This window comes from Rhodopseudomonas sp. NSM (genome assembly GCF_052445935.1).
Lineage (GTDB): Bacteria > Pseudomonadota > Alphaproteobacteria > Rhizobiales > Xanthobacteraceae > Rhodopseudomonas.
Genome location: NZ_JBQTCH010000006.1, coordinates 1 through 19,927, shown reverse-complemented (window position 1 = coordinate 19,927; position 19,927 = coordinate 1). Strand labels below are relative to the sequence as shown.

The window sequence follows — 19,927 nt, the reverse complement described above, 5'->3', positions numbered from 1 at the left end:
GCCGATATCATTTCGGCCTGCGCGCCGGAAGACTTGTTCGCGACGGCATCCTGTGATTATGCGAGCAGGATCAGGCGCGCGCGTATCCTGGTCGCAGCTTTGGTTCCGCTCGAATACGCGACACACTCGCTCCCGTTGGAGGTACAGCGCCGATGACATCGTTTCCGAAATCCCTGATCGCGGGCTACGAGGCGTTCCGGACGCAGCGGCTGCCGACCGAGCAGAGCCGCTACCGCGAACTCTCGGAGCGCGGTCAATCGCCGGAAGTGATGGTGATCGGCTGCTGCGATTCGCGCGTCTCGCCCGAGGTGATCTTCGACGCCGGCCCGGGCGAGATGTTCGTGGTCCGCAACGTCGCCAATCTGGTGCCGGTGTACGAGCCCGACGGCGGCGCCCACGGCGTCTCGGCGGCGCTGGAATTCGCCGTGCAGGTGCTCAAGGTCAAGCACATCGTGGTGCTCGGCCACGCCCAGTGCGGCGGCATCAAGGCCTTCACCGACAAGACGCCGCCGCTGACCGAGAGCGATTTCATCGGCCGCTGGATGTCGATGTTCGTCAAGCCCGGCGAAGTGGTGGCGCAGCGCGACCACGAGAGTCAGCAGGATTTCCGCACCCGGATCGAAAAGGCCGCGGTGCATCGCAGCCTCGAAAACCTGATGACCTTCCCCTGCATCAAGATCCAGGTCGAACGCGGCAAGATCCAACTGCACGGCGCCTATTTCGGCGTCGCCGCCGGCGACCTGTTCGTGCTCGATCCCGACAGCAAGGAATTCCGCCCCGCCGTCCCGCGCGGGTGAGCGAGTCGCGCCGATCATGAGCGTCATCCTGAGGCGCGCGCCCTTGCGCGCCTCGAAGGATGGCCGCAAATGCGGTGCTCGCAGCCGCATCCTTCGAGGCTCGCTGCGCTCGCACCTCAGGATGACGGCGTGCCGGTTGCCTCGATCCACCCCGACGACGTGACGCCCGCTAATGCCCGCCCTTGCCGCTGCCGTGGTCGCTGCCCCAGCGGTCGGACAGCGCCATCACCAGGGTCGAGACCACGAACACCAGATGGATGCCGATCAGCCAGCCGAGCTTGGTGCTGTCATAGCCGGCGTCGAGATTCATGAACGCTTTCAGGACCTGGATCGCCGAGATCGCCACGATCGAGGCGAGCAGTTTCTGCTTCAGCCCGGCGAAGTCGACCTTGGTCATCCACTCCGGCCAGTCCGGATGATCGCGCGGATCGATCTTGGAGACGAAGTTCTCGTAGCCGGAGAACACCACGATCAGCACCAGATTGCCGGTCAGCGACACGTCGATCAGGCTGAGCACGCCGAGGATGATGTCGGATTCCTTGGCGAGGGTGGCGTGCAGGATGAATTCGTACAGCAGCATGACGAATTTGTAGAGCAGCACCACGAGGCTGATGACGAGGCCGAAATAGAACGGCGCCATCAGCCAGCGGCTGTTGAACAACACCGTTTCGAAACCGCGCTCGATGCGTTTGGTCGATGACAGGGGTTTCGGCGGTTCGGGCTGGTCGATCATGATGCGGCCGTGGGCGATGAAGCTGCGGCAGCCTAGCGCGCCGGCGCGCTCGCGTCAGTACCGTTGCGCACCCTGAATGCAAATGGCCGGGGACGAGCCCCGGCCACTTGCAACCCTTTGCACGAAACGGTCATCCCGAGGTGCGAGCGAAGCGATCCTCGAAGGATGCGGCGACGGCTGCAGCGTGTGCGGCCCATCCTTCGAGGCCGCCGCTGCGCGGCGGCACCTCAGGATGACGGAGCAGATCCGGCCGGCGACTACGCCGCTTTCTGCTTCGCGGTGATCAGCTTGCGGTTGATCAGTACTTCGGCGATCTGGATCGCGTTCAGCGCCGCGCCCTTTCGCAGATTGTCGGACACGCACCACAGCACCAGGCCGTTGTCGACGGTCGGGTCGGTGCGGATGCGGCTGATATAGGTCGCGTCCTCGCCGGCGGCTTCATAGGGTGTGACGTAGCCACCCGGCTCCTGCTTGTCGATCACCAGGCAGCCCGGCGCGCTGCGCAGGATGTCGCGGGCCTCGTCGGCGGAGATCGGATTCTCGAACTCGATATTGACCGCTTCGGAATGGCCGACGAACACCGGCACCCGCACGCAGGTGGCCGAGAGCTTGATGGCGGGATCGAGAATCTTCTTGGTCTCGACCATCATCTTCCACTCTTCCTTGGTGTAGCCGTCCTCCATGAACACGTCGATCTCGGGGATCACGTTGAACGCGATCCGCTTCGGGAACTTCTTGTTGATCAGTTCCTGGTTGGTGTAGACGGCCTTGGTCTGCGAGAACAGTTCGTCCATGCCCTCTTTGCCGGCGCCCGACACCGACTGATAGGTCGACACCACCACGCGGGTGATCTTCGCCTTATCGTGCAGCGGCTTCAGCGCCACCACCAGCTGCGCGGTCGAGCAGTTCGGATTGGCGATGATGTTCTTCTTGGTGAATCCCGCGGCGGCCGCGGCGTTCACTTCCGGCACGATCAGCGGCACGTCCGGATCCATCCGCCACGCGCTCGAATTGTCGATCACCACCGCGCCCTGGGCGCCGATCTTCGGCGACCATTCCTTCGACACGGCGCCGCCGGCCGACATCAGGCAGAGGTCGATGTCGCTGAAGTCGTAGTGCTCCAGCGCCTTGCATTTCAGGGTCCTGTCGCCGTAGCTGACCTCGACGCCGATCGAGCGGCGCGACGCCAGCGCCACCACCTCGTCCGCCGGGAACTTGCGTTCGTCCAGAATGGCGAGCATCTCGCGCCCGACATTACCGGTCGCACCCACTACCGCGACTTTGTAACCCATCGTTCACTCTCCGAAGGAATTTGCTCCGCCGCGGCACGCCGCAGCAAGGAGAAGTCAGCGCTTCTATGCGAGAATTGCCGCTGACACAACTTGATACCTGCCCGCGCTTTTCCCCGCGTTCTCAATCCTTCCGCGAGCGGTGCCCGGAGCCTTGCCGATGCGATCGAATCCGGCCCTCCGGGCCGCGCGTTCCCAGGACCGGATCCACCCGGCGCTGCGCAGCTTCGCCGACGAATGCCGCGAAACCATGATGCGGCTGCTGGCCTATGTGGGCGCGCTGGCGCTGATCGGCCTGATCATTTTCACCGCCGCCAATCCGCTGACCGACGCCGCGATCAGCGCCGCCACCACGACCGCCAACGCCCTCCGGGACCGGCCCGGCTGGAGCGTGGCGACGCACTCGCATCCCGCTTTCGCCGTCAGCCAGATCGACCTGCCCGGCGCGGTCGCGAGCACCGAAATCCTCCGGCATCCGGATGGCGGCCGCAAGGACGTCCTGCGCTGGGCCGCGCCGGGACAGGCGCCGGTCGCGGAGATCGAGCTGTACCGCCTCGGCGACGAGGCGCACGGCGTGCCGGACGCGGCCGCCGACCTCGCCGCGCGACTGGATCCCGGCGTTACCGGCGAAGCGCAGCCGGCCGGGCTGATCGACAGCAAGTTCGGGCCGGTGGCGCTGGTCGACCTCGCCGGGCCATCGACCCACTGCCTCGGCTTCTTCAGGCGGATCGACGACGCGGCGCTGCGCATCTCCGGCTGGACCTGCGCGGGCGACAGCCTGCCGCAGCGCCGCGCCGCGGCCGCCTGCATGCTCGACCGGCTGGTGCTGCTGACCGCCGGCGGCGATGCGGCGCTGGCCGACACGTTCGCGCAGGCCGAATTGCGCCGGCAGGGCTGCAATCCCAGCCGCCCCCAGACGGCAGGGAGAGACTGGATATTTTCCGGACGCGACCCGGACCTCCGAGGACGATTGTCGCTCAATTGAGAGGATCAATGATGAGCAGCCAATTTCGGGCGGCCCTTGGCACAGCCGGCAGCGCCTTCCGCTACGCCTTCCTTCTGTCTGGTACGTTGTTCTTCGGCATCGTGGCGCTGGCTGTGTGGCGGGGTTGGAGCGCGGTGTCGAGCGTGGTTCCGACAGCGTTAGAGCCGGTGCAGATCACAGTTCCCGAACTGGCGCGGCTGAAGCCGAGCAACAAGGCCTGGAAATCCGGTTCCGGTTGGCAGCAGGAGGTGCAATACGGCCGGATCTACGATCGCGACACCGATTTCCGGCTGCTGCTGACGATGCCGTCGCAGACCGTGCAGAATTTCTCTTCGGCCTCGTTCACCCAGCTGCCCGACATTCGCAAATTTGCGCGGGCCAGATACAGCTATCCGCAGGTCCATTACGATCTCGAGACCCGGTTCGGCCCGATCCGGGCCGCTCAGTTCGAGGCGGATGTCGATGGCCGGATCAAGCTCTGCCTCGGTTATGCCAGCCGGTTCGATACCGCCAGCTTCGCCTACCGGGGCTGGTTCTGTGAGGCCAATGGCGCCCGCCCCAGTCCCGCGGCGCTGGCCTGCATGCTCGATCGCATCGTCATCGCCGGCAGGCTGCCCTCCTCGGAGGCCCAGGCCTTCGTCGACACCATGGCGAAGCGGTCGGGCCGCTGCACGGCAGATCCGGTGTCGCAGAGCGTCGACACCCGGCCGCCGCGCCCGCCGCGCCGGCTATGACCGCCGGACCGAATCACCGCTTCGCAACCGGCTGTTCTCGATGCAACATTTCGGCGCGGCGTGGATTGAATGTTTGTCGTCGGGTGTGGCCCGTTTGACCTTGTGGCGCGGCCACCTGGACGGCTACAAGAGGCCTAATTCGCAATGCGCCTGCCGATGAGGACCCGATGACCCTGAAATTCCCAGCCGCCAAAACCTGCGCCAAGAGCTGCGCGAAGGCGTTTGCGGTGCTGCTCGCGACGGTGGCCGTGGTGGCAATCGGCGTCGAATCGGCGGATGCGCAGCAGTCGAAGCGCTACCGCAGCAACGACCAGGTCCGCTACGGCGATCGCGGCCCGAACGTGTCGTACCAGTCCGGCCCGCGCACCCGCGTCTACATCACCAAGCGCTCCTGGCTCGACGCCGGCACCGAAGTGCTGCCGGGCGAGCGCAAATTCACCGACTACGCCTTCCCGCCCGGCACCTCGTTCGCCCGGCAGAACGGCCAGCGCCCGCTCGACCGCCAGCCGCTCAATCCGGCCTCCGACCTCGGCGGCTACCCGGAGCGCTTCCCGCTGTACTGAGCGGCGCGAACCTCGACCGATACGAAAATGCCCGGCTCAGCCGGGCATTTTTTATGGCGGGACGTCGGTTCACTGATGGATCGTCATCCTGAGGTGCGCGCTCTTGCGCGCCTCGAAGGATGCGGCCACGGGCGCCGGCGGCCCATCCTTCGAGGCCGTCGCTGTGCGACGGCACCTCAGGATGACGCTCAGGATGACGTTGAATGCGTTGCGACGAGCTCACGCATCGTAACCGGGGTCCCGGGTCTGCGAAGCGGCATGAAGAATGCCACATCGCGCCCGGGACACGAAGCTGGAGGTGCCTTGCCTCAGCCGTGCAGCGCCTGCATCTCCTGGACGATGGCTTCGCCCATCTGGCTGGTCGACACCACGGTGGAGCCTTCGCTCTTGATGTCGGCGGTGCGCAGGCCGCGGGCCAGCACGGCGGCGATCGCCTCATCCAGCTTGTCGGCGAGTTCGCCCATGTCGAGCGAATAGCGCAGCGCCATGCCGAACGAGGCCAGCATCGCCACCGGATTGGCCAGCCCCTTGCCCGCAATGTCCGGGGCCGAGCCGTGCACCGGCTCGTACATTGCCTTGCGCTTGCCGGTCTTGTCGTCGACCGCGCCGAGCGAGGCCGACGGCAGCATGCCGAGCGAGCCGGTCAGCATCGCGGCGATGTCGGAGAGCATGTCGCCGAACAGATTGTCGGTGACGATGACGTCGAACTGCTTCGGCCATTTGACGAGATTCATGCCGCCCGAATCGGCGAGCTGGTGCTCGAGCTGGACGTCGTTGTATTCGCGCTGGTGCACCTGGGTGATGACCTCGTTCCAGAGCACGCCCGTCTTCATGACGTTGCGCTTCTCCATCGAGGTGACCTTGTTGCGGCGCTTGCGGGCGAGGTCGAACGCCACCCGGCCGATCCGCTCGATCTCGTAGGTGTCGTAAACTTGCGTGTCGATCGCGCGCTTCTGGCCGTTGCCGAGATCGGTGATGGTCTTCGGCTCGCCGAAATACACCCCGCCGGTGAGCTCGCGGACGATCATGATGTCGAGGCCCTCGACCACGTCGGGCTTCAGGCTGGAGGCCTCGGCGAGCGCCGGGTAGCACACCGCAGGACGCAGATTGGCGAACAGCGCCAGATCCTTGCGCAGCCGCAGCAGGCCGGCCTCGGGGCGCGCGTCATACGGCACCGCATCCCATTTCGGGCCGCCGACCGCGCCGAAGATCACCGCGTCGGAGGCCTGCGCCAGCGCCATGGTGGCGTCGGTGATCGCGACCTTGTCGGCATCATAGGCGGCGCCGCCGACCAGGCCGTGCTCGGTGGCGAAGCTGGCGATGCCGGCCTTGTCGAGCCAGTCGATCAGCCGCGACACCTCGGCCATCACTTCGGTGCCGATGCCGTCGCCGGGAAGAAGCAGCAGTTTATGCGTCGCCATGATTGGGGCCTCGATACTTGGAAGGTCGTCATGCCCGGGCTTGACCCGGGCATCCATCTTGTTCGGAAGAAGCTGGATTGCCGGGTCAAGCCCGGCAATGACGGTCGAATGTGAAATCGCGGCCGAGTGCTAAAGCGCCGTTGCGGGCTTGGCAAGACAGTGTTGTTCGGGGCCCGGTTGCCCAATCGGCGAACTCCCTGCCACAATGGCGGCGGGAGAAACGCTTGACCCTGCTCGACCGCCCCGAGGCGCCGCCGGCCCATCCGGCGCGGCTGATCCTGATCCTGTCGCTCGCGCCGACCGTCGGTCTGGGGATCGGCCGCTTCGCCTATTCGCTGCTGCTGCCGGACATGCGCGACAGCCTGCAATGGTCTTATTCGGCCGCCGGATTCATGAATACGATCAACGCGGCGGGCTATCTCGCCGGCGCGCTGGTCACCTCGCAGCTGGTTCGCCGCTATGGGCTGGCGGCGGTGGTGCGCGCCGGAACGCTGGCCTGCGTCGCCTCGCTGGCGCTGTGCGCGCTGTCAGGGAATTTCGTCGCGCTGTCGGCGGCACGGCTGATCGCCGGGGTCGGTGCGGCGCTGGCCTTCGTCGCCGGAGCGGCGCTGGCGAGCACGATCGCGCAATCGCAGCCGGGGCGCTCGGCGTTCCTGCTCAGTCTGTTTTACGCCGGCCCCGGCATCGGCATCGTGTCGTCGGGCCTGATCACGCCGTTTCTGCTGCAGACCGCAGGGCCCGGCTCGTGGTGGATCGGCTGGCTGGTGATGGCAGCGCTGTCGGCGGCGATGACGCTGCCGCTGCTGCTCGTCCGGCTCGACGGCCACGCCAGCATCGGCGGCGGATCGGCGACGCACTTCACGGTCCGCCCGGTTTGGATCTATCTGCTCGGCTATTTCATGTTCGGCGCCGGCTACATCGCCTACATGACCTTCATGATCGCCTATGTGCGCGACGCCGGCGGCGGGGCGGCGGCGCAGAGCGCGTTCTGGTGCCTGATCGGCTGCAGCGCGTTCGTCACGCCCTGGGTGTGGCGGCGGGTGATGGCGCTCGACCGCGGCGGAATGTCGACCACCATCATCCTCGGCGTCAACGCGGTCGGCGCGGCGTTGCCGCTGCTCGGGCTGTCGCCGCTGCTGCTGACGATCTCGGCGCTGGTGTTCGGGGTGTCGTTCTTCGCGGTGGTGGCCTCGACCACCGCCTTCGTCCGGTTCAACTACGCGCAGGCGTCGTGGCCGGGCGCGATCGCGGCGATGACGGTTTCGTTCGGCATCGGCCAGACGCTCGGCCCGCTGCTGGTCGGCGCGATCACCGACGCGATCGGCAGCCTGTCCTCGGCGCTGGCGGTGTCGGCCGCGACGCTGGCGCTCGGCGCGCTGCTGTCGGCATTCCAGCGGCCGCTGCGGCGCGCCTGATCCAAGCACGTCATTCCGGGGCGCTCGCGGAAGCGAGCGAAACCGGAATCTCGAGGTGATGAGCACAGCAGACCAGCTCCGGATTCCGGGTTCACGCGCGTTGCGCGTGCTCCGGAATGACGGTGGGGGGATCGACTACAATCCGCTGAACGAATTGTAGCCCTGGTCTTCCCAATAGCCGCCTTTGTAGTCGTTGGTGACTTCCATCGAGACGACGTATTTGGGGTTCTTGAAGCCGAGCTTGGTCGGGATCCGGATCTTCATCGGATAGCCGTAGGCGCGCGGCAGGATCTGGCCGTCGTATTTCAGCGTCATCTGGGTCTGCGGGTGCAGCGCGGTCGGCATGTCGATCGGCGAGGTGTAGTCGTCGGCGCAGCGGAACCAGACGTATTTCGCGCGCGTATCGGCGCCGACCAGCTCGAGGAAATCGCTCAGCCGCACGCCGCTCCACGAGCCGATCGCGCTCCAGCCTTCGACGCAGATGTGGCGGGTGATCTGGCCGACCTCGGGCAAGGCCGACAACTCCGCGAGCGTCCAGCTCTTCTTGTTGTCGACGAGGCCGGTGACCTCGAGCGCCCATTGCTTGCCGTCGACGTCGGGAGCTTCGTCCAGCGAATAGAACGCGTTGAACGGGAACGGCCGGGTGATGTCCTTCTCGCTGTAGGTCGGCGCCAGCGTATTCGGGTCGAAGATCGCCGCCTGTACCGAATCGTTGAACTTCGATACCTGCGCCAGCAGGTTCTCGGCCGAGGCGCCGTCGATCACGTCGCAGCCGGTCAGCAGCGTCAGCGCGCCGAGGCTGGCGCCGCCGCCGAGAAATCGCCGGCGCGTGAGGTCCGGCATCAGCCGGGCGGCGTCCTTGACGAGAAGTTTCTTGTCGACGCCCGGAATCAGCAGCGATTTGATGCGCAACATCGTCTATCTCCCGATGATCATCGCGCGCAGGCTCTTCGGCACCAGCAGCGCCAGCACCACGTGGACGGCGAGGAACGCCACGATCGCGGCCATCGCGAAGAAGTGCACGTAGCGCGCGGTGTCGTAGCCGCCGAACAGCGCCGTGAGCGTCTGGAACTGCACCGGCTTCCAGATCGACAGCCCGGACAGCACGACCAGGACGCCGACCAGCAAGATGCCGGCATAGAGCAGCTTCTGGACGTAGTTGTAAGTGGTGAGGTCGGCGTGCGACAGCCGGAAGGTCGCGGCCCTGGCGAGGTCGGAGGCGACGCCCCGCGGCGTGATCGGCCACAGCTTGCGGCGGAAGCGGCCGGTGGCGAAGCCGAGCGCGACATACAGCACGCCGTTGATCACCAGCACCCACATTGCCGCGAAGTGCCACAGCAATCCGCCGCCGAGCCAGCCGCCCAGCGTGATGCTGCGCGAAAACTGGAAATCGAACAGCGGCGAAGCGTTGTAGATCTGCCAGCCGGACATGATCATCACGATCATCGCAATGGCGTTGATCCAGTGCATGATCCGCACCCAGGCGGGCTGAATCACTTTTCGCGCGGCGTCGGTGCCTGCTGGGGCAGCGTCGGCCTGTTCGCTGATCGTGGTGCTCGACATCGGCAGTTATCCTGAAGCGGTTCGTCGTGACGGCGATGGTCCTGACGATACGGACTATAGCCCCGCCTCGTTACGCCTGCTTCCCTTCCACGGCGATGCCGACATCACCATTCCGATCACGAAAGCGCGAGCCGGTGTCCCGGCCCGCGCCCTTCGCGAAGCAGCGTGGGGGGCGCCGCTTCATCCGCCGCCTCGGGGGACGTTGGAAGCGGCGGAAGCGATGATCAGGACGGCATCAGCACGGTGTCGACCACGTGGATGACGCCGTTCGACTGGTTGACGTTCGGGATCGTCACGGTCGCGCTGCCGCCCTTGGTATCGACGAGGGTCACCTTGTCACCCATGCGCTTCACGGTGAGGATCTCGCCCTCGACGGTGGTGAGCTTCTTGCCGTCGGTGAGGTCGGCGGCTTCCATCTTGCCGGGGACGACGTGATAGGTGAGAATCTTGGTGAGCTGCTTCTTGTTCTCGGGCTTCACCAGCGTGTCGACGGTGCCGGCGGGCAGCTTGCCGAAGGCGGCGTTGGTCGGCGCGAACACCGTGAACGGGCCCTTGCCTTCCAGCGTCTTGACCAGGCCGGCGGCCTTCACGGCGGCGACCAGCGTGGTGTGATCCTTGGAGTTCGCCGCGTTCTCGACGATGTTCTTCGACGGATACATCGGCGCGCCGCCGACCATCACGGTGTCGCCGCTCATTTCGCTCTTCATCATCTTCTTGGATTCGGCATGGGCCGGCACCACCACGGTCGCGGTGAGGGTCAGCGCGCTCAGCGCCGCGGCGGACAAATAAGCAATTCGCTTCGACATGTTTCGTCTCCCGATGGGTTGATCCCGCGGCCAGGCGCGGGCGAGTTTGGCGAACGACGGCGCACAGTCGCGGGAAGCCGTCGTTGCAGCGAGCTACGGGAGGTTTCCGGCGCAGTTTCAGAATAGATTTTATGTCGCACGGTGAAACTAATCGCGAGGATCGACGTTCAGGCGCGTCGCGCGAGCGATGCCATCGGGCTTGATAATAGGTGGCGAACGGTCGCAGCCGCCGTTTCCCCCACCCCCAACCCTCCCCCGCAAGCGGGAGAGGGGGCGCGCTGATCGCGCGGCGGACGATGCGGATGATCAGTTCGGTCAGAAGGCCTCGGACTATTTTCATCAATTAGTATCGATAGCTGATTGAAAGGGACGATCAGCCGACCGCTGCCGGACTCCCTCTCCCGCTTGCGGGGGAGGGCTGGGGTGGGGGCGACGCGGGTGTTGAGTCAGCGAAACAGGTCCAACTTACTCACAACCCGCCCACGAACGACCGATTCCAGGTCGGGCTGATCAGGATCTCGTTGACGCAGACATGCGGCGGCATCGATGCGACGAAGGCGATGGTGCGGCCGAGATCGTCGGGCTGCAGCATCCGAGCCTGATCCTGCGCGCTCGGCACCACCGGACGCATTTTCAGGATCGGCGTCGCCACTTCGGCCGGCATCAGGCAGCAGGCGCGCAGGCCGTTGACGCACTCGTCCATGTTGAAGGAATGCGTCAGCGCCAGCACCGCGTGCTTGGTGGTGGTGTAGGCCGGCCCCGGCATCTTCGAGACGTGCCGCCCCGCCCAGGACGACACGTTGATGATGCAGCCGTCGCGCTGCGCGCGCATCGCCGGCAGCACCGCGCGCATGCAGTACAGCACGCCGTTGAGATTGATCTCGACGAGCTTGTTCCAGCCGTCCAGCTCCATATCGGCCCAGCTCCGCTTCGGCACGTTGATGCCGGCGGAATTGACCAGGCAATCGATCCGGCCGTGGGTCGCGACGATCCGGTCGGCCGCGGCCGTCACCGCGTCGACATCGGCGACGTCGAGCGCGATCGCTTCGGCGGCGCCGCCTTTGGCCGTGATCTTCGCCACCACCGCGTCGAGCGCGTCGGCCCGTCGTCCCGACACCACCACGGTGAATCCGTCCGCCGCCAGCGCCTCCGCGCCGGCCTCGCCGATGCCGCTGCCGCCGCCGGTGACCCAGGCCACGCGTTTCCCGTTCTTCGTCATGCAAACTGTCTCCGTTGCTTTGCGATGGACGTTCTTGCTATGCAATCGCCCTTCCCGAATGATGCATGAACGCGCACGGAACACCAACATGAACGCCAATCTGTTTGCCCGCCTGTTCGCTGCGCTCGACGATCCGGACCGGCTCGCGATCGAAACCGCCGACGGAGGCAGGATCAGCTACGGCGATCTGGTGGCGCGCGCGGGCCGCGTCGCCAATGTGCTGGTGGCGCGCGGGGTGAAGACCGGCGATCGTGTCGCGGCGCAAACCGAGAAGTCGGTCGAGGCGCTGGTGCTGTATCTGGCGACGGTGCGGGCCGGCGCGGTGTTTCTGCCGCTGAACACCGCCTATACGCTGCACGAGCTCGATTACTTCATCACCGACGCCGAGCCGTCGCTGGTGGTGTGCGATCCGGAAAAGCGCGACGGCGTCGCGGCGATCGCCGCCAAGGTGAACGCCGCGGTCGAGACGCTGGGCGCCGACGGGCAAGGCTCGCTGAGCGATGCGGCGTCGCAGGCGTCATCCGACTTCGCCACCGTGCCGCGCAGCGACGACGATCTCGCGGCGATCCTCTACACCTCGGGCACCACCGGCCGCTCCAAGGGCGCGATGCTGTCTCACGACAATCTCGCCTCGAACTCGCTGACGCTGGTCGATGTCTGGCGGTTCACGCCCGAGGACGTGCTGATCCATGCGCTGCCGATCTATCACACGCATGGGCTGTTCGTGGCGAGCAACGTCACGCTGTTCGCGCGCGCCGCGATGATCTTCCTGCCGAAGCTCGATCCCGACAGGATCATCGACCTGATGCCGCGCGCCACCGTGCTGATGGGGGTGCCGACCTTCTACACGCGGCTGCTGCAGAGCCCGCGGCTGACCAGGGACGCGACCGGCCACATGCGGCTGTTCATCTCGGGATCGGCGCCGCTGCTCGCGGAGACGCACCGCGAATGGTCCGCGCGCACCGGCCACGCCGTGCTCGAGCGCTACGGCATGACCGAGACCAACATGAACACTTCGAACCCGTATGACGGCGACCGCGTGCCCGGCGCGGTCGGCCCGGCGCTGCCCGGCGTCTCCGCGCGCGTCACCGATCCGGAGACCGGCCGCGAATTGCCGCCGGGCGAGATCGGCATGATCGAGGTGAAGGGCCCGAACGTGTTCAAGGGCTATTGGCGGATGCCGGAAAAGACGAAGACGGAATTCCGTCCCGATGGCTTCTTCATCACCGGCGACCTCGGCAAGATCGACGAGCGCGGCTACGTCCACATTCTCGGCCGCGGCAAGGACCTGGTGATCACCGGCGGCTTCAACGTCTATCCGAAGGAGATCGAGAGCGAGATCGACGCCATGCCGGGCGTGATCGAATCCGCGGTGATCGGCGTGCCGCACGCCGATTTCGGCGAGGGCGTCACCGCCGTGGTGGTGCGCGACAAGGCCGCGTCGATCGACGCGGCGCAGGTGCTCAAGGGCCTCGACGGCCAGCTCGCCAAATTCAAGATGCCGAAGCAGGTGATCTTCGTCGACGACCTGCCGCGCAACACCATGGGCAAGGTGCAGAAGAACGTGCTGCGCGAGACCTACAAGGACATCTACAAGTAACAAGTCGCGTCATTCCGGGGCGCGCGTGAAACGCGCGAACCCGGAATCTCGAAGTTGTTGCACGCTAGGTTGTTTCCATCACTCGAGATTCCGGGTTCGCTCGCTGGCGCGAGCGCCCCGGAATGACTGATGTGCGGGGGCTCCCTCCCCGCAAAGGGGGAGGGAAAACTCAAGTACCGCCCCTACACCACGTGATCCGGCGCCAGCGCGCAGGGCGTTTCGGGGTTGGTCTCGATCTGCACCGTCGCATGGGCGATGCCGAAATCGTGCTGCAGTTCGTGGGCGATCTCGATCAGGAAGGCGTCGCCCGGGGCGCCGGACGGAATCACCAGGTGGCAGGTCAGCGCCACTTCGGTGGTCGACATCGGCCAGATGTGCAGATCGTGCAGTTGCGTCACGCCGGGCCGGCTCGCCAGGAACGCGCGCACCGCAGCCGGATCGACCCCGCGCGGCACCGCCCCGAGCGACATTGCGGTCGAGTCGCGCAGCAGGCCCCAGGTGCCCCAGACGATCACGCCGACCACCAGCAGGCTGACCGCCGGGTCGATCCAGGTCCAGCCGCTGAACAGGATCGCGACCCCGGCGACCACCACGGCGGCCGAGACGCCGGCGTCGGCGACCATGTGCAGATAGGCGCCGCGAATATTCAGATCGCTGTCGCGGCCGGCAAAGAACAGCCACGCCGTGGCGGCGTTGATGACGATGCCGACGCCCGCCACCACCATCATGGTGACGCCGGCGACCGGTTCGGGATTGAACAGCCGCAGGATCGCCTCCCAGCCGATCGCGCCGACCGCGAGCAGCAGGAACACCGCATTGAACAGCGCCGCGAGGATCGACGAACCGCGCAGCCCGTAGGTGAAACGCTGTGACGGCGGCCGCTTCGACAGCTCGGCGGCGATCCAGGCGACGGCGAGGCCGAGCACATCGGACAGATTGTGGCCGGCGTCGGCGAGCAGCGCCATCGAATTGCCGAGCCAGCCGAACACCGCCTCGACGATCACGAAGCCGATGTTGAGCCCGATCCCGATCGCAAAGGCGCGACCGAAATCCTTCGGGACATGGCTATGCGAACCGTGGCTATGCGAACCGGGCCCATGGCCATGCGGGTGCTCATGCGGGTGGTCATGGCCGGTGGCGCGGCCGTGATCGTGCCGGCCGGCATGCTTATCGGGGGAAAGATCGTGGGTGCGGGTCATCTGGACTTCGGACGCGAGAGGGTCAGCGGGCCGTGATCGGGGTCGTGACCGAGCATCGCACGGCAATCCCGCGGCAGGAAGCGACGCCGCTCAGAACCGCTTAGAGTGGTTCGAAAGTGCTGCATTTTCCTACCTTTGCGGCGTGACGGGCGTGGCGGGGGCACCCGAAAACGGCTCCGGCGGGAGCGATGAATCAGGTTTCATTTGTGCCGGCAAAGCGCTGCGACCGAAAGCATCATCGCCTTGGCAGAGCGTACACTTCAAACAGTGAGTTAAAATTCAATAATTGTGATTTCGTCGTTGCGCTCGTTGAATGTCCTTCGTAAATAGGGTCACCTTCGCGAGCCCTGCCCCGGGCCCTGTCCGCTTGCAGCCAACCCATAGCAGCCGATGACCGCCAGGACCGAACGACCGCTTTCACCTCATATGCAGGCCTATCGCTGGAGCCTGACGATGGCCCTGTCCATCGTCCATCGCGCCACCGGTATTGCGCTGTATTTCGGAACCCTTCTGCTGGCCTGGTGGCTGATCGCCTGCGCCGCGGGGCCAGCCGCCTACGCCAACGTCCAGGCCTTCACCGGCAGCTGGATCGGCCGGCTGATCCTGTTCGGCTACACCTGGGCGCTGATGCACCATCTGCTCAGCGGCGTCCGTCATTTCGTCTGGGACCTCGGCTACGGCTTCAAGACCGCCGACCGCGAATGGCTGACCTGGGCTGCGCTGATCGGCGGCATCGTGTCGACGGTGCTGCTCTGGGTGATCGCTTTCACGATGGGGGTCGCCCGATGAGCGTCGAGGAATCCCACGGCACCGCGCGGCGGAACGTGAGCACGATGCGCACGCCGATGGGCAAGGTGCGCAAGCTCGGCCCGGCCGGCTCCGGCACCTCCGATTTCTGGCAGCAGCGCATCACCGGCGTGGCGATGACGCTGCTGATCCTGCCGGTGATCGTCGTGATCATGATGCTGCTCGGCCGCAACCAGGCCGGCGCGGCGCAGATCCTCGGCTCGCCGCTGATCTCGCTGACCATGATCCTGTTCATCATCGCCAGCGCGATCCACATGAAGATCGGCATGCAGGTGGTGATCGAGGACTACATCCAGAACGAGAAGCTCAAGCTCGTGACCGTGATGGCCAACAATTTCTTCTCGATCGCCGTGGCGCTCGCCGCGATTTTCGCGATCTTCAAACTCGCATCCGGAGTGTAACGTATGGCGGCGAACGGCAACGGCGCAGCGGCCGCGGGCGGCCACGCCTATCCGATCGAAGATCACGTCTATGATGTCGTCGTGGTCGGCGCCGGCGGCGCGGGCCTGCGCGCGGTGGTGGGCTGCAGCGAAGCGGGGCTGCGCACCGCCTGCATCACCAAGGTGTTTCCGACCCGCTCCCACACCGTGGCGGCGCAGGGCGGCATCTCGGCCTCGCTCGGCAACATGCACAAAGACGACTGGCGCTGGCACATGTACGACACCGTCAAGGGGTCGGACTGGCTCGGCGATCAGGATTCGATCGAGTACATGGTGCGCAACGCGCCCGAGGCGGTTTACGAGCTCGAACATTGGGGCGTGCCGTTCTCGCGCACCGAGGACGGCAAGATCTATCAGCGGCCGTTCGGCGGCATGACGCTGGATTTCGGCAAGGGCCAGGCGCAGCGCACCTGCGCGGCCGCCGACCGCACCGGCCATGCGATGCTGCACACGATGTACGGCCAGGCGCTGCGCCATTCGGCCGAATTCTACATCGAGTTCTTCGCCATCGACCTGATCATGGACGATCAGGGCTGCTGCCGCGGTGTGGTTGCGCTGAAGCTCGACGACGGCACCATCCACCGCTTCAAGGCGCAGACCACGATTCTCGCCACCGGCGGCTACGGCCGCGCCTACGCATCGTGCACCTCGGCGCACACCTGCACCGGTGACGGCGGCGCGATGGCGCTGCGCGCCGGCCTGCCGCTGCAGGACATGGAGTTCGTCCAGTTCCACCCGACCGGCATCTACGGCTCGGGCTGCCTCGTCACCGAAGGCGCCCGCGGCGAGGGTGGCTATCTGGTGAATTCCGAAGGCGAGCGCTTCATGGAGCGCTACGCGCCCTCCGCCAAGGATCTCGCCTCGCGCGACGTCGTCTCGCGCGCGATGACGATCGAAATGCGCGAGGGCCGCGGCGTCGGCAAGAAGAAGGATCACATCTTCCTGCATCTCGACCATCTGGCGCCCGAAGTGCTGCACGAGCGGCTGCCGGGCATTTCGGAATCGGCGCGGATCTTCGCCGGCGTCGACGTCACCCGCGAGCCGATCCCGATCCTGCCGACCGTGCACTACAACATGGGCGGCATCCCGACCAATTTCCACGGCGAGGTCGTCACCAAGAAGGACGGCGACGACAACGCGGTGGTGCCGGGCCTGATGGCGATCGGCGAGGCCGCCTGCGTGTCGGTGCACGGCGCCAACCGCCTCGGCTCCAATTCGCTGATCGACCTCGTGGTGTTCGGCCGCGCCGCCGCCTTGCGCTGCGCCGAGAAGCTGACGCCGAACGGCAAGCAGCCGGAACTGCCGGCGGATTCCGCCGACATGTCGCTCGGACGGCTCGACAAGAATCGCTACGCCTCGGGTGGCACGCCGACCGCGAAGCTGCGCGAGGGGATGCAGCAGGTGATGCAGAACAACTGCGCGGTGTTCCGCACCGGCGAAGTTCTGTCCGAGGGCAAGGATCTGATCCGCAAGGTCCACGGCGGGGTCGCCGACATCGGCGTGTCGGACCGCTCGCTGGTGTGGAATTCCGATCTCGTCGAGACGCTGGAATTCGACAATCTGATCATCCAGGCGGTGGTGACGATGAACTCCGCCGCCAACCGCACCGAAAGCCGCGGCGCCCATGCCCGCGAGGATTTCCCGGATCGCGACGACACCCAGTGGATGAAGCACACGCTGGCGTGGATCGACGAAGGCGGCGGCACCACGATCGATTACCGCCCGGTCCACGACTACACGATGACCAACGACGTCCAGTACATCCCGCCGAAGCCGCGGGTGTATTGAGCGCCGTCGATTGATGCTGTCATGCGCGGGCTTGACCCGCGCATCCATCGATCTTCGAAAGAAGATGGATGGCCGGGTCAGGCCCGGCCATGACGAAAACGGCAGAGGCAACGAAATGGTTGAATTCGCACTTCCGAAGAATTCGAAGATTGTCGGCGGCAAGGCCTGGCCGAAGCCGGAAGGCGCGACCGAGGTCCGCGAATTCCGCGTCTATCGCTGGAATCCCGACGACGGCAAGAACCCGAGCGTCGACACCTACTACGTCGACAAGCACGATTGCGGCCCGATGGTTCTCGACGGCCTGATCTGGATCAAGAACAACATCGATCCGACGCTGACCTTCCGCCGCTCCTGCCGCGAGGGCGTCTGCGGCTCCTGCGCGATGAACATCGACGGCGAGAACACCCTGGCCTGCACCAAGGCGATGGACGACGTCCGCGACGGCGCCGTGAAGGTCAATCCGCTGCCGCACCAGCCGGTGGTCAAGGATCTGGTCCCCGACCTCACCAATTTCTACGCCCAATACGCCTCGATCGAGCCGTGGCTGCAGACCGTGACGCCGACGCCGCAGAAGGAATGGCGGCAGACCCACGAGGACCGCGAAAAGCTCGACGGCCTCTACGAGTGCATCCTGTGCGCCTGCTGCTCGACCTCGTGCCCGAGCTATTGGTGGAATTCCGACCGCTTCCTCGGACCGGCCGCGCTGCTGCAGGCGACCCGCTGGGTCGAGGATTCGCGCGACGAGGCCACCGGCGAGCGGCTCGACAATCTCGAGGATCCGTTCCGGATCTATCGCTGCCACACCATCATGAACTGCGCCAAGGCGTGCCCGAAGGGCCTCAACCCGTCGGAAGCGATCGCCAGCCTCAAGCTCAAGCTGGTCGAACGCCAGATCTGAGCGCTGCGCAGCTTTGTCGCACTGCAACGGCCGGGCTCTGTGCCCGGCCGTTCTGCTTTCGGTCGCCGTCCGGCACCATCCCCCGTCATTGCGAGGAGCGCAGCGACGAAGCAGTCCAGCGCATCCCGTGCCGCCGCTGGATTGCTTCGCTACGCTCGCAATGACGGAGAGGACAACCCCGGAGCCGCGGAACATCGCCGCCAAGGAATCGTTATGCCGGCAGAACAGGATGGAGATCCGAGCAATGACGGCGAACACCAATCAGGGCGACGCGCAGCACGCCTGGGATCTGATGAAGAAGATCACCTTCGCGATGCTGGCGACGCGCGACGGCGAGAAGATCCGTTCGCGGCCGATGGCGGCCTATATTCGTCCCGAGGAAGGCCTGATCTATTTCCTCACCGATGTCCGCCGCCACAAGGACGACGAGATCGCGCAGGACCACCACGTCAATCTCGGCTTCGCCGATGCGAGCGCGCAGAAATACGTCTCGGTGTCGGGCTATGGGGCGATCAGCAACGACCGCGCCAAGATCAAGGAGCTGTTCGGCACCGCTGCGAAAGCGTGGTGGGACAGCCCCGACGATCCGAACATCCGCATTCTCAAGGTCACGCCGGAAGAGGCCGAGTACTGGGATTCGCCCGGCACCATCGTCAGCTATGTGAAGATGGCGGTAGCGGCGGCGACCGGGTCGCGCCCCGACCTCGGCGATAACCGCAAGGTCGCGATCTGATGATGCCAGAACCGCAGGAAGTCCCTGACACGCCCGGCCCGGCCGAGCCGCCGCCGGAAGTGCCGCCGAGCACGCCCGGCACGCCGACCGAACCACCGTCGGAAGCGCCGCCCGGCAATCCCAATCCGGATATTCCGCCGCCGATCGACGAGCCTGGCGCGCCGCCGCTTCCGGAGGAATTGCCCGGGCAGACGCCGACCGAAGTACCAACGCCGCCTTCGCCGGGGCCCGGTGCGCCCAATCCGGCGATCATGTAGGACGGCGCGTAGTAGCATCGCAGGGCGATGAGGCACGGTGCGATGCCGCACCGCTCTTGGGTGCTCTCATCCGGTGCCGCTGATCATGCGACACCGATGCGGCCGCTGCGTAGCATACGCCTGAATGCGCGATGAATAGCGGCTCGTCCGACCGCAACACGTCCCGAAATAATTAGCTGCTCCGTGATGCGGGCTGCCACAATGCGGCCCCACGGGTCATCGTTGATCGGACCGCACGAGCCGGCTTCGTCCGCACTGGATAGTTTGGTTCGCAGCGTTTTGATTCGCGGGGAATACCGATGAGAACGATTCAATTAGCCTTGCTCGCCTCGACTGCGATCGTCGCCTGGCAGTCGGCAAGTCTGCCGGCAAGCGCCGGGACGACCTCGATTGTCGCGTCGTCGATGCAGGTGGCGCAGGCCGCTCCCGACAAGGGCGACGAGAAGAAGGGCCCGCCGGCTGGCGAGCGCAAGGGGCCGCCACCGGGCGCTACCCCGCCGCCGCGTCCGGCCGCTCCGCCCGCCGCCGCTCCGCCTGCCGGCCGCATCGGTGAACCGCCGGCCGCGCCGCGCGCCGAGCCTCCGCCGCGTCCGGCTCCCCCGCCGGCGCCCAAGGTGGAACAGCCGGCCGCCCCGCGCGCTGCGCCACCGCCGCCTCCGCCCGCGTCCGCGACGCCCCCG

General features: G+C 66.1%; 20 protein-coding genes and 1 pseudogene. 13 read left to right on the top strand and 8 right to left on the bottom strand.

Annotated elements, in window-relative coordinates; translation table 11 throughout:
* The first annotated feature begins 152 nt into the window (after positions 1–152).
* A complete protein-coding gene (locus ACTZWT_RS15920; protein WP_444770659.1) occupies positions 153–797 on the top strand; it encodes a carbonic anhydrase in 645 nt (214 codons plus the stop codon).
* A gap of 169 nt (positions 798–966) precedes the next feature.
* Here the strand turns inward: ACTZWT_RS15920 and ACTZWT_RS15915 are convergent, their stop codons facing one another.
* Complete coding sequence (locus tag ACTZWT_RS15915) at positions 967–1,530, bottom strand: TIGR00645 family protein (protein ID WP_444770658.1); 564 nt, start codon at positions 1,528–1,530, stop codon at positions 967–969.
* A 257-nt stretch (positions 1,531–1,787) separates the two neighbouring features.
* On the bottom strand, positions 1,788–2,822 hold the full coding sequence (locus ACTZWT_RS15910) for an aspartate-semialdehyde dehydrogenase (RefSeq protein ID WP_444770657.1): 1,035 nt from the start codon (positions 2,820–2,822) through the stop codon (positions 1,788–1,790).
* 157 nt (positions 2,823–2,979) lie between these two features.
* Here ACTZWT_RS15910 and ACTZWT_RS15905 point away from each other — a divergent pair, with 157 nt between their 5' ends.
* The 3 genes from ACTZWT_RS15905 (at position 2,980) to ACTZWT_RS15895 (ending at position 5,101) form a co-directional block, all read left to right on the top strand.
* Positions 2,980–3,804: a hypothetical protein gene (locus ACTZWT_RS15905; RefSeq protein ID WP_444770656.1), complete on the top strand. Its 825-nt coding sequence runs from the start codon at positions 2,980–2,982 to the stop codon at positions 3,802–3,804.
* Positions 3,805–3,815: 11 nt separating this feature from the next.
* On the top strand, positions 3,816–4,538 hold the full coding sequence (locus tag ACTZWT_RS15900; protein ID WP_444770655.1) for a hypothetical protein: 723 nt from the start codon (positions 3,816–3,818) through the stop codon (positions 4,536–4,538).
* Between the two features lie 167 nt (positions 4,539–4,705).
* On the top strand, positions 4,706–5,101 hold the full coding sequence (locus ACTZWT_RS15895; RefSeq protein WP_444770654.1) for a hypothetical protein: 396 nt from the start codon (positions 4,706–4,708) through the stop codon (positions 5,099–5,101).
* A 308-nt stretch (positions 5,102–5,409) separates the two neighbouring features.
* On the opposite strand, the gene leuB is transcribed toward ACTZWT_RS15895, so the two are convergent.
* Positions 5,410–6,522, bottom strand: coding sequence for a 3-isopropylmalate dehydrogenase (gene leuB / locus ACTZWT_RS15890; protein ID WP_444770653.1), 1,113 nt, complete (start codon positions 6,520–6,522; stop codon positions 5,410–5,412).
* Between the two features lie 224 nt (positions 6,523–6,746).
* Here leuB and ACTZWT_RS15885 point away from each other — a divergent pair, with 224 nt between their 5' ends.
* Positions 6,747–7,937 (top strand): YbfB/YjiJ family MFS transporter, encoded by a 1,191-nt coding sequence (locus tag ACTZWT_RS15885; RefSeq protein WP_444770652.1) that lies wholly within the window; start codon positions 6,747–6,749, stop codon positions 7,935–7,937.
* A gap of 135 nt (positions 7,938–8,072) precedes the next feature.
* Here ACTZWT_RS15885 and ACTZWT_RS15880 read toward each other — a convergent pair whose 3' ends face one another.
* The 4 genes from ACTZWT_RS15880 to ACTZWT_RS15865 all read right to left on the bottom strand — a co-directional run bounded on the left by ACTZWT_RS15880 (position 8,073) and on the right by ACTZWT_RS15865 (position 11,525).
* Positions 8,073–8,852, bottom strand: a complete 780-nt coding sequence (locus ACTZWT_RS15880; protein ID WP_444770651.1) for a molybdopterin-dependent oxidoreductase — start codon at positions 8,850–8,852, stop codon at positions 8,073–8,075.
* 3 nt (positions 8,853–8,855) lie between these two features.
* A complete protein-coding gene (locus tag ACTZWT_RS15875) occupies positions 8,856–9,500 on the bottom strand; it encodes a cytochrome b/b6 domain-containing protein (RefSeq protein WP_444770650.1) in 645 nt (214 codons plus the stop codon).
* Between the two features lie 224 nt (positions 9,501–9,724).
* Positions 9,725–10,306: a fasciclin domain-containing protein gene (locus ACTZWT_RS15870; protein WP_444770649.1), complete on the bottom strand. Its 582-nt coding sequence runs from the start codon at positions 10,304–10,306 to the stop codon at positions 9,725–9,727.
* Between the two features lie 469 nt (positions 10,307–10,775).
* Positions 10,776–11,525, bottom strand: coding sequence for an SDR family oxidoreductase (locus ACTZWT_RS15865; RefSeq protein ID WP_444770648.1), 750 nt, complete (start codon positions 11,523–11,525; stop codon positions 10,776–10,778).
* A gap of 88 nt (positions 11,526–11,613) precedes the next feature.
* Between ACTZWT_RS15865 and ACTZWT_RS15860 the strand changes: the two genes are divergently transcribed.
* The gene (locus ACTZWT_RS15860) at positions 11,614–13,125 is read left to right on the top strand and encodes a malonate--CoA ligase (protein WP_444770647.1); all 1,512 of its coding nucleotides are present in this window, start codon (positions 11,614–11,616) and stop codon (positions 13,123–13,125) included.
* Between the two features lie 182 nt (positions 13,126–13,307).
* On the opposite strand, the gene ACTZWT_RS15855 is transcribed toward ACTZWT_RS15860, so the two are convergent.
* Entirely contained in the window at positions 13,308–14,324 is a 1,017-nt protein-coding gene (locus ACTZWT_RS15855) for a cation diffusion facilitator family transporter (RefSeq protein WP_444770646.1), read from the bottom strand.
* A 390-nt stretch (positions 14,325–14,714) separates the two neighbouring features.
* Here ACTZWT_RS15855 and sdhC point away from each other — a divergent pair, with 390 nt between their 5' ends.
* From sdhC to ACTZWT_RS15820, 7 genes and pseudogenes are all read left to right on the top strand, one after another.
* Positions 14,715–15,113: a succinate dehydrogenase, cytochrome b556 subunit gene (gene sdhC, locus ACTZWT_RS15850; protein ID WP_444770645.1), complete on the top strand. Its 399-nt coding sequence runs from the start codon at positions 14,715–14,717 to the stop codon at positions 15,111–15,113.
* Entirely contained in the window at positions 15,110–15,532 is a 423-nt protein-coding gene (gene sdhD / locus ACTZWT_RS15845; RefSeq protein ID WP_444770644.1) for a succinate dehydrogenase, hydrophobic membrane anchor protein, read from the top strand. Before sdhC ends, sdhD begins: the two co-directional genes overlap by 4 nt.
* A gap of 3 nt (positions 15,533–15,535) precedes the next feature.
* On the top strand, positions 15,536–17,359 hold the full coding sequence (sdhA, locus tag ACTZWT_RS15840; RefSeq protein ID WP_444770643.1) for a succinate dehydrogenase flavoprotein subunit: 1,824 nt from the start codon (positions 15,536–15,538) through the stop codon (positions 17,357–17,359).
* 115 nt (positions 17,360–17,474) lie between these two features.
* Entirely contained in the window at positions 17,475–18,257 is a 783-nt protein-coding gene (locus tag ACTZWT_RS15835; RefSeq protein ID WP_444770642.1) for a succinate dehydrogenase iron-sulfur subunit, read from the top strand.
* A gap of 244 nt (positions 18,258–18,501) precedes the next feature.
* A complete protein-coding gene (locus tag ACTZWT_RS15830; RefSeq protein ID WP_444770641.1) occupies positions 18,502–18,990 on the top strand; it encodes a pyridoxamine 5'-phosphate oxidase family protein in 489 nt (162 codons plus the stop codon).
* The gene (locus ACTZWT_RS15825) at positions 18,990–19,247 is read left to right on the top strand and encodes a hypothetical protein (protein WP_444770640.1); all 258 of its coding nucleotides are present in this window, start codon (positions 18,990–18,992) and stop codon (positions 19,245–19,247) included. The genes ACTZWT_RS15830 and ACTZWT_RS15825 overlap by 1 nt, the downstream gene beginning before the upstream one ends.
* Before the next feature lie 299 nt (positions 19,248–19,546).
* Positions 19,547–19,927, top strand: a pseudogene (locus tag ACTZWT_RS15820) (OmpA family protein); the annotation flags it as partial.

What these genes read in the sequence shown, in the direction of transcription:
- ACTZWT_RS15915 (WP_444770658.1), bottom strand. Translation starts at nt 1,530, where the DNA reads ATGATCGACCAGCCCGAACCGCCGAAACCCCTGTCATCGACCAAACGC.
- ACTZWT_RS15895 (WP_444770654.1), top strand. Translation starts at nt 4,706, where the DNA reads ATGACCCTGAAATTCCCAGCCGCCAAAACCTGCGCCAAGAGCTGCGCG.
- leuB (WP_444770653.1), bottom strand. Translation starts at nt 6,522, where the DNA reads ATGGCGACGCATAAACTGCTGCTTCTTCCCGGCGACGGCATCGGCACC.
- sdhC (WP_444770645.1), top strand. Translation starts at nt 14,715, where the DNA reads ATGACCGCCAGGACCGAACGACCGCTTTCACCTCATATGCAGGCCTAT.
- sdhD (WP_444770644.1), top strand. Translation starts at nt 15,110, where the DNA reads ATGAGCGTCGAGGAATCCCACGGCACCGCGCGGCGGAACGTGAGCACG.
- ACTZWT_RS15875 (WP_444770650.1), bottom strand. Translation starts at nt 9,500, where the DNA reads ATGTCGAGCACCACGATCAGCGAACAGGCCGACGCTGCCCCAGCAGGC.
- ACTZWT_RS15905 (WP_444770656.1), top strand. Translation starts at nt 2,980, where the DNA reads ATGCGATCGAATCCGGCCCTCCGGGCCGCGCGTTCCCAGGACCGGATC.
- ACTZWT_RS15865 (WP_444770648.1), bottom strand. Translation starts at nt 11,525, where the DNA reads ATGACGAAGAACGGGAAACGCGTGGCCTGGGTCACCGGCGGCGGCAGC.
- ACTZWT_RS15825 (WP_444770640.1), top strand. Translation starts at nt 18,990, where the DNA reads ATGATGCCAGAACCGCAGGAAGTCCCTGACACGCCCGGCCCGGCCGAG.
- ACTZWT_RS15900 (WP_444770655.1), top strand. Translation starts at nt 3,816, where the DNA reads ATGAGCAGCCAATTTCGGGCGGCCCTTGGCACAGCCGGCAGCGCCTTC.
- ACTZWT_RS15830 (WP_444770641.1), top strand. Translation starts at nt 18,502, where the DNA reads ATGACGGCGAACACCAATCAGGGCGACGCGCAGCACGCCTGGGATCTG.
- ACTZWT_RS15860 (WP_444770647.1), top strand. Translation starts at nt 11,614, where the DNA reads ATGAACGCCAATCTGTTTGCCCGCCTGTTCGCTGCGCTCGACGATCCG.
- ACTZWT_RS15910 (WP_444770657.1), bottom strand. Translation starts at nt 2,822, where the DNA reads ATGGGTTACAAAGTCGCGGTAGTGGGTGCGACCGGTAATGTCGGGCGC.
- ACTZWT_RS15835 (WP_444770642.1), top strand. Translation starts at nt 17,475, where the DNA reads ATGGTTGAATTCGCACTTCCGAAGAATTCGAAGATTGTCGGCGGCAAG.
- ACTZWT_RS15855 (WP_444770646.1), bottom strand. Translation starts at nt 14,324, where the DNA reads ATGACCCGCACCCACGATCTTTCCCCCGATAAGCATGCCGGCCGGCAC.
- sdhA (WP_444770643.1), top strand. Translation starts at nt 15,536, where the DNA reads ATGGCGGCGAACGGCAACGGCGCAGCGGCCGCGGGCGGCCACGCCTAT.
- ACTZWT_RS15880 (WP_444770651.1), bottom strand. Translation starts at nt 8,852, where the DNA reads ATGTTGCGCATCAAATCGCTGCTGATTCCGGGCGTCGACAAGAAACTT.
- ACTZWT_RS15870 (WP_444770649.1), bottom strand. Translation starts at nt 10,306, where the DNA reads ATGTCGAAGCGAATTGCTTATTTGTCCGCCGCGGCGCTGAGCGCGCTG.
- ACTZWT_RS15920 (WP_444770659.1), top strand. Translation starts at nt 153, where the DNA reads ATGACATCGTTTCCGAAATCCCTGATCGCGGGCTACGAGGCGTTCCGG.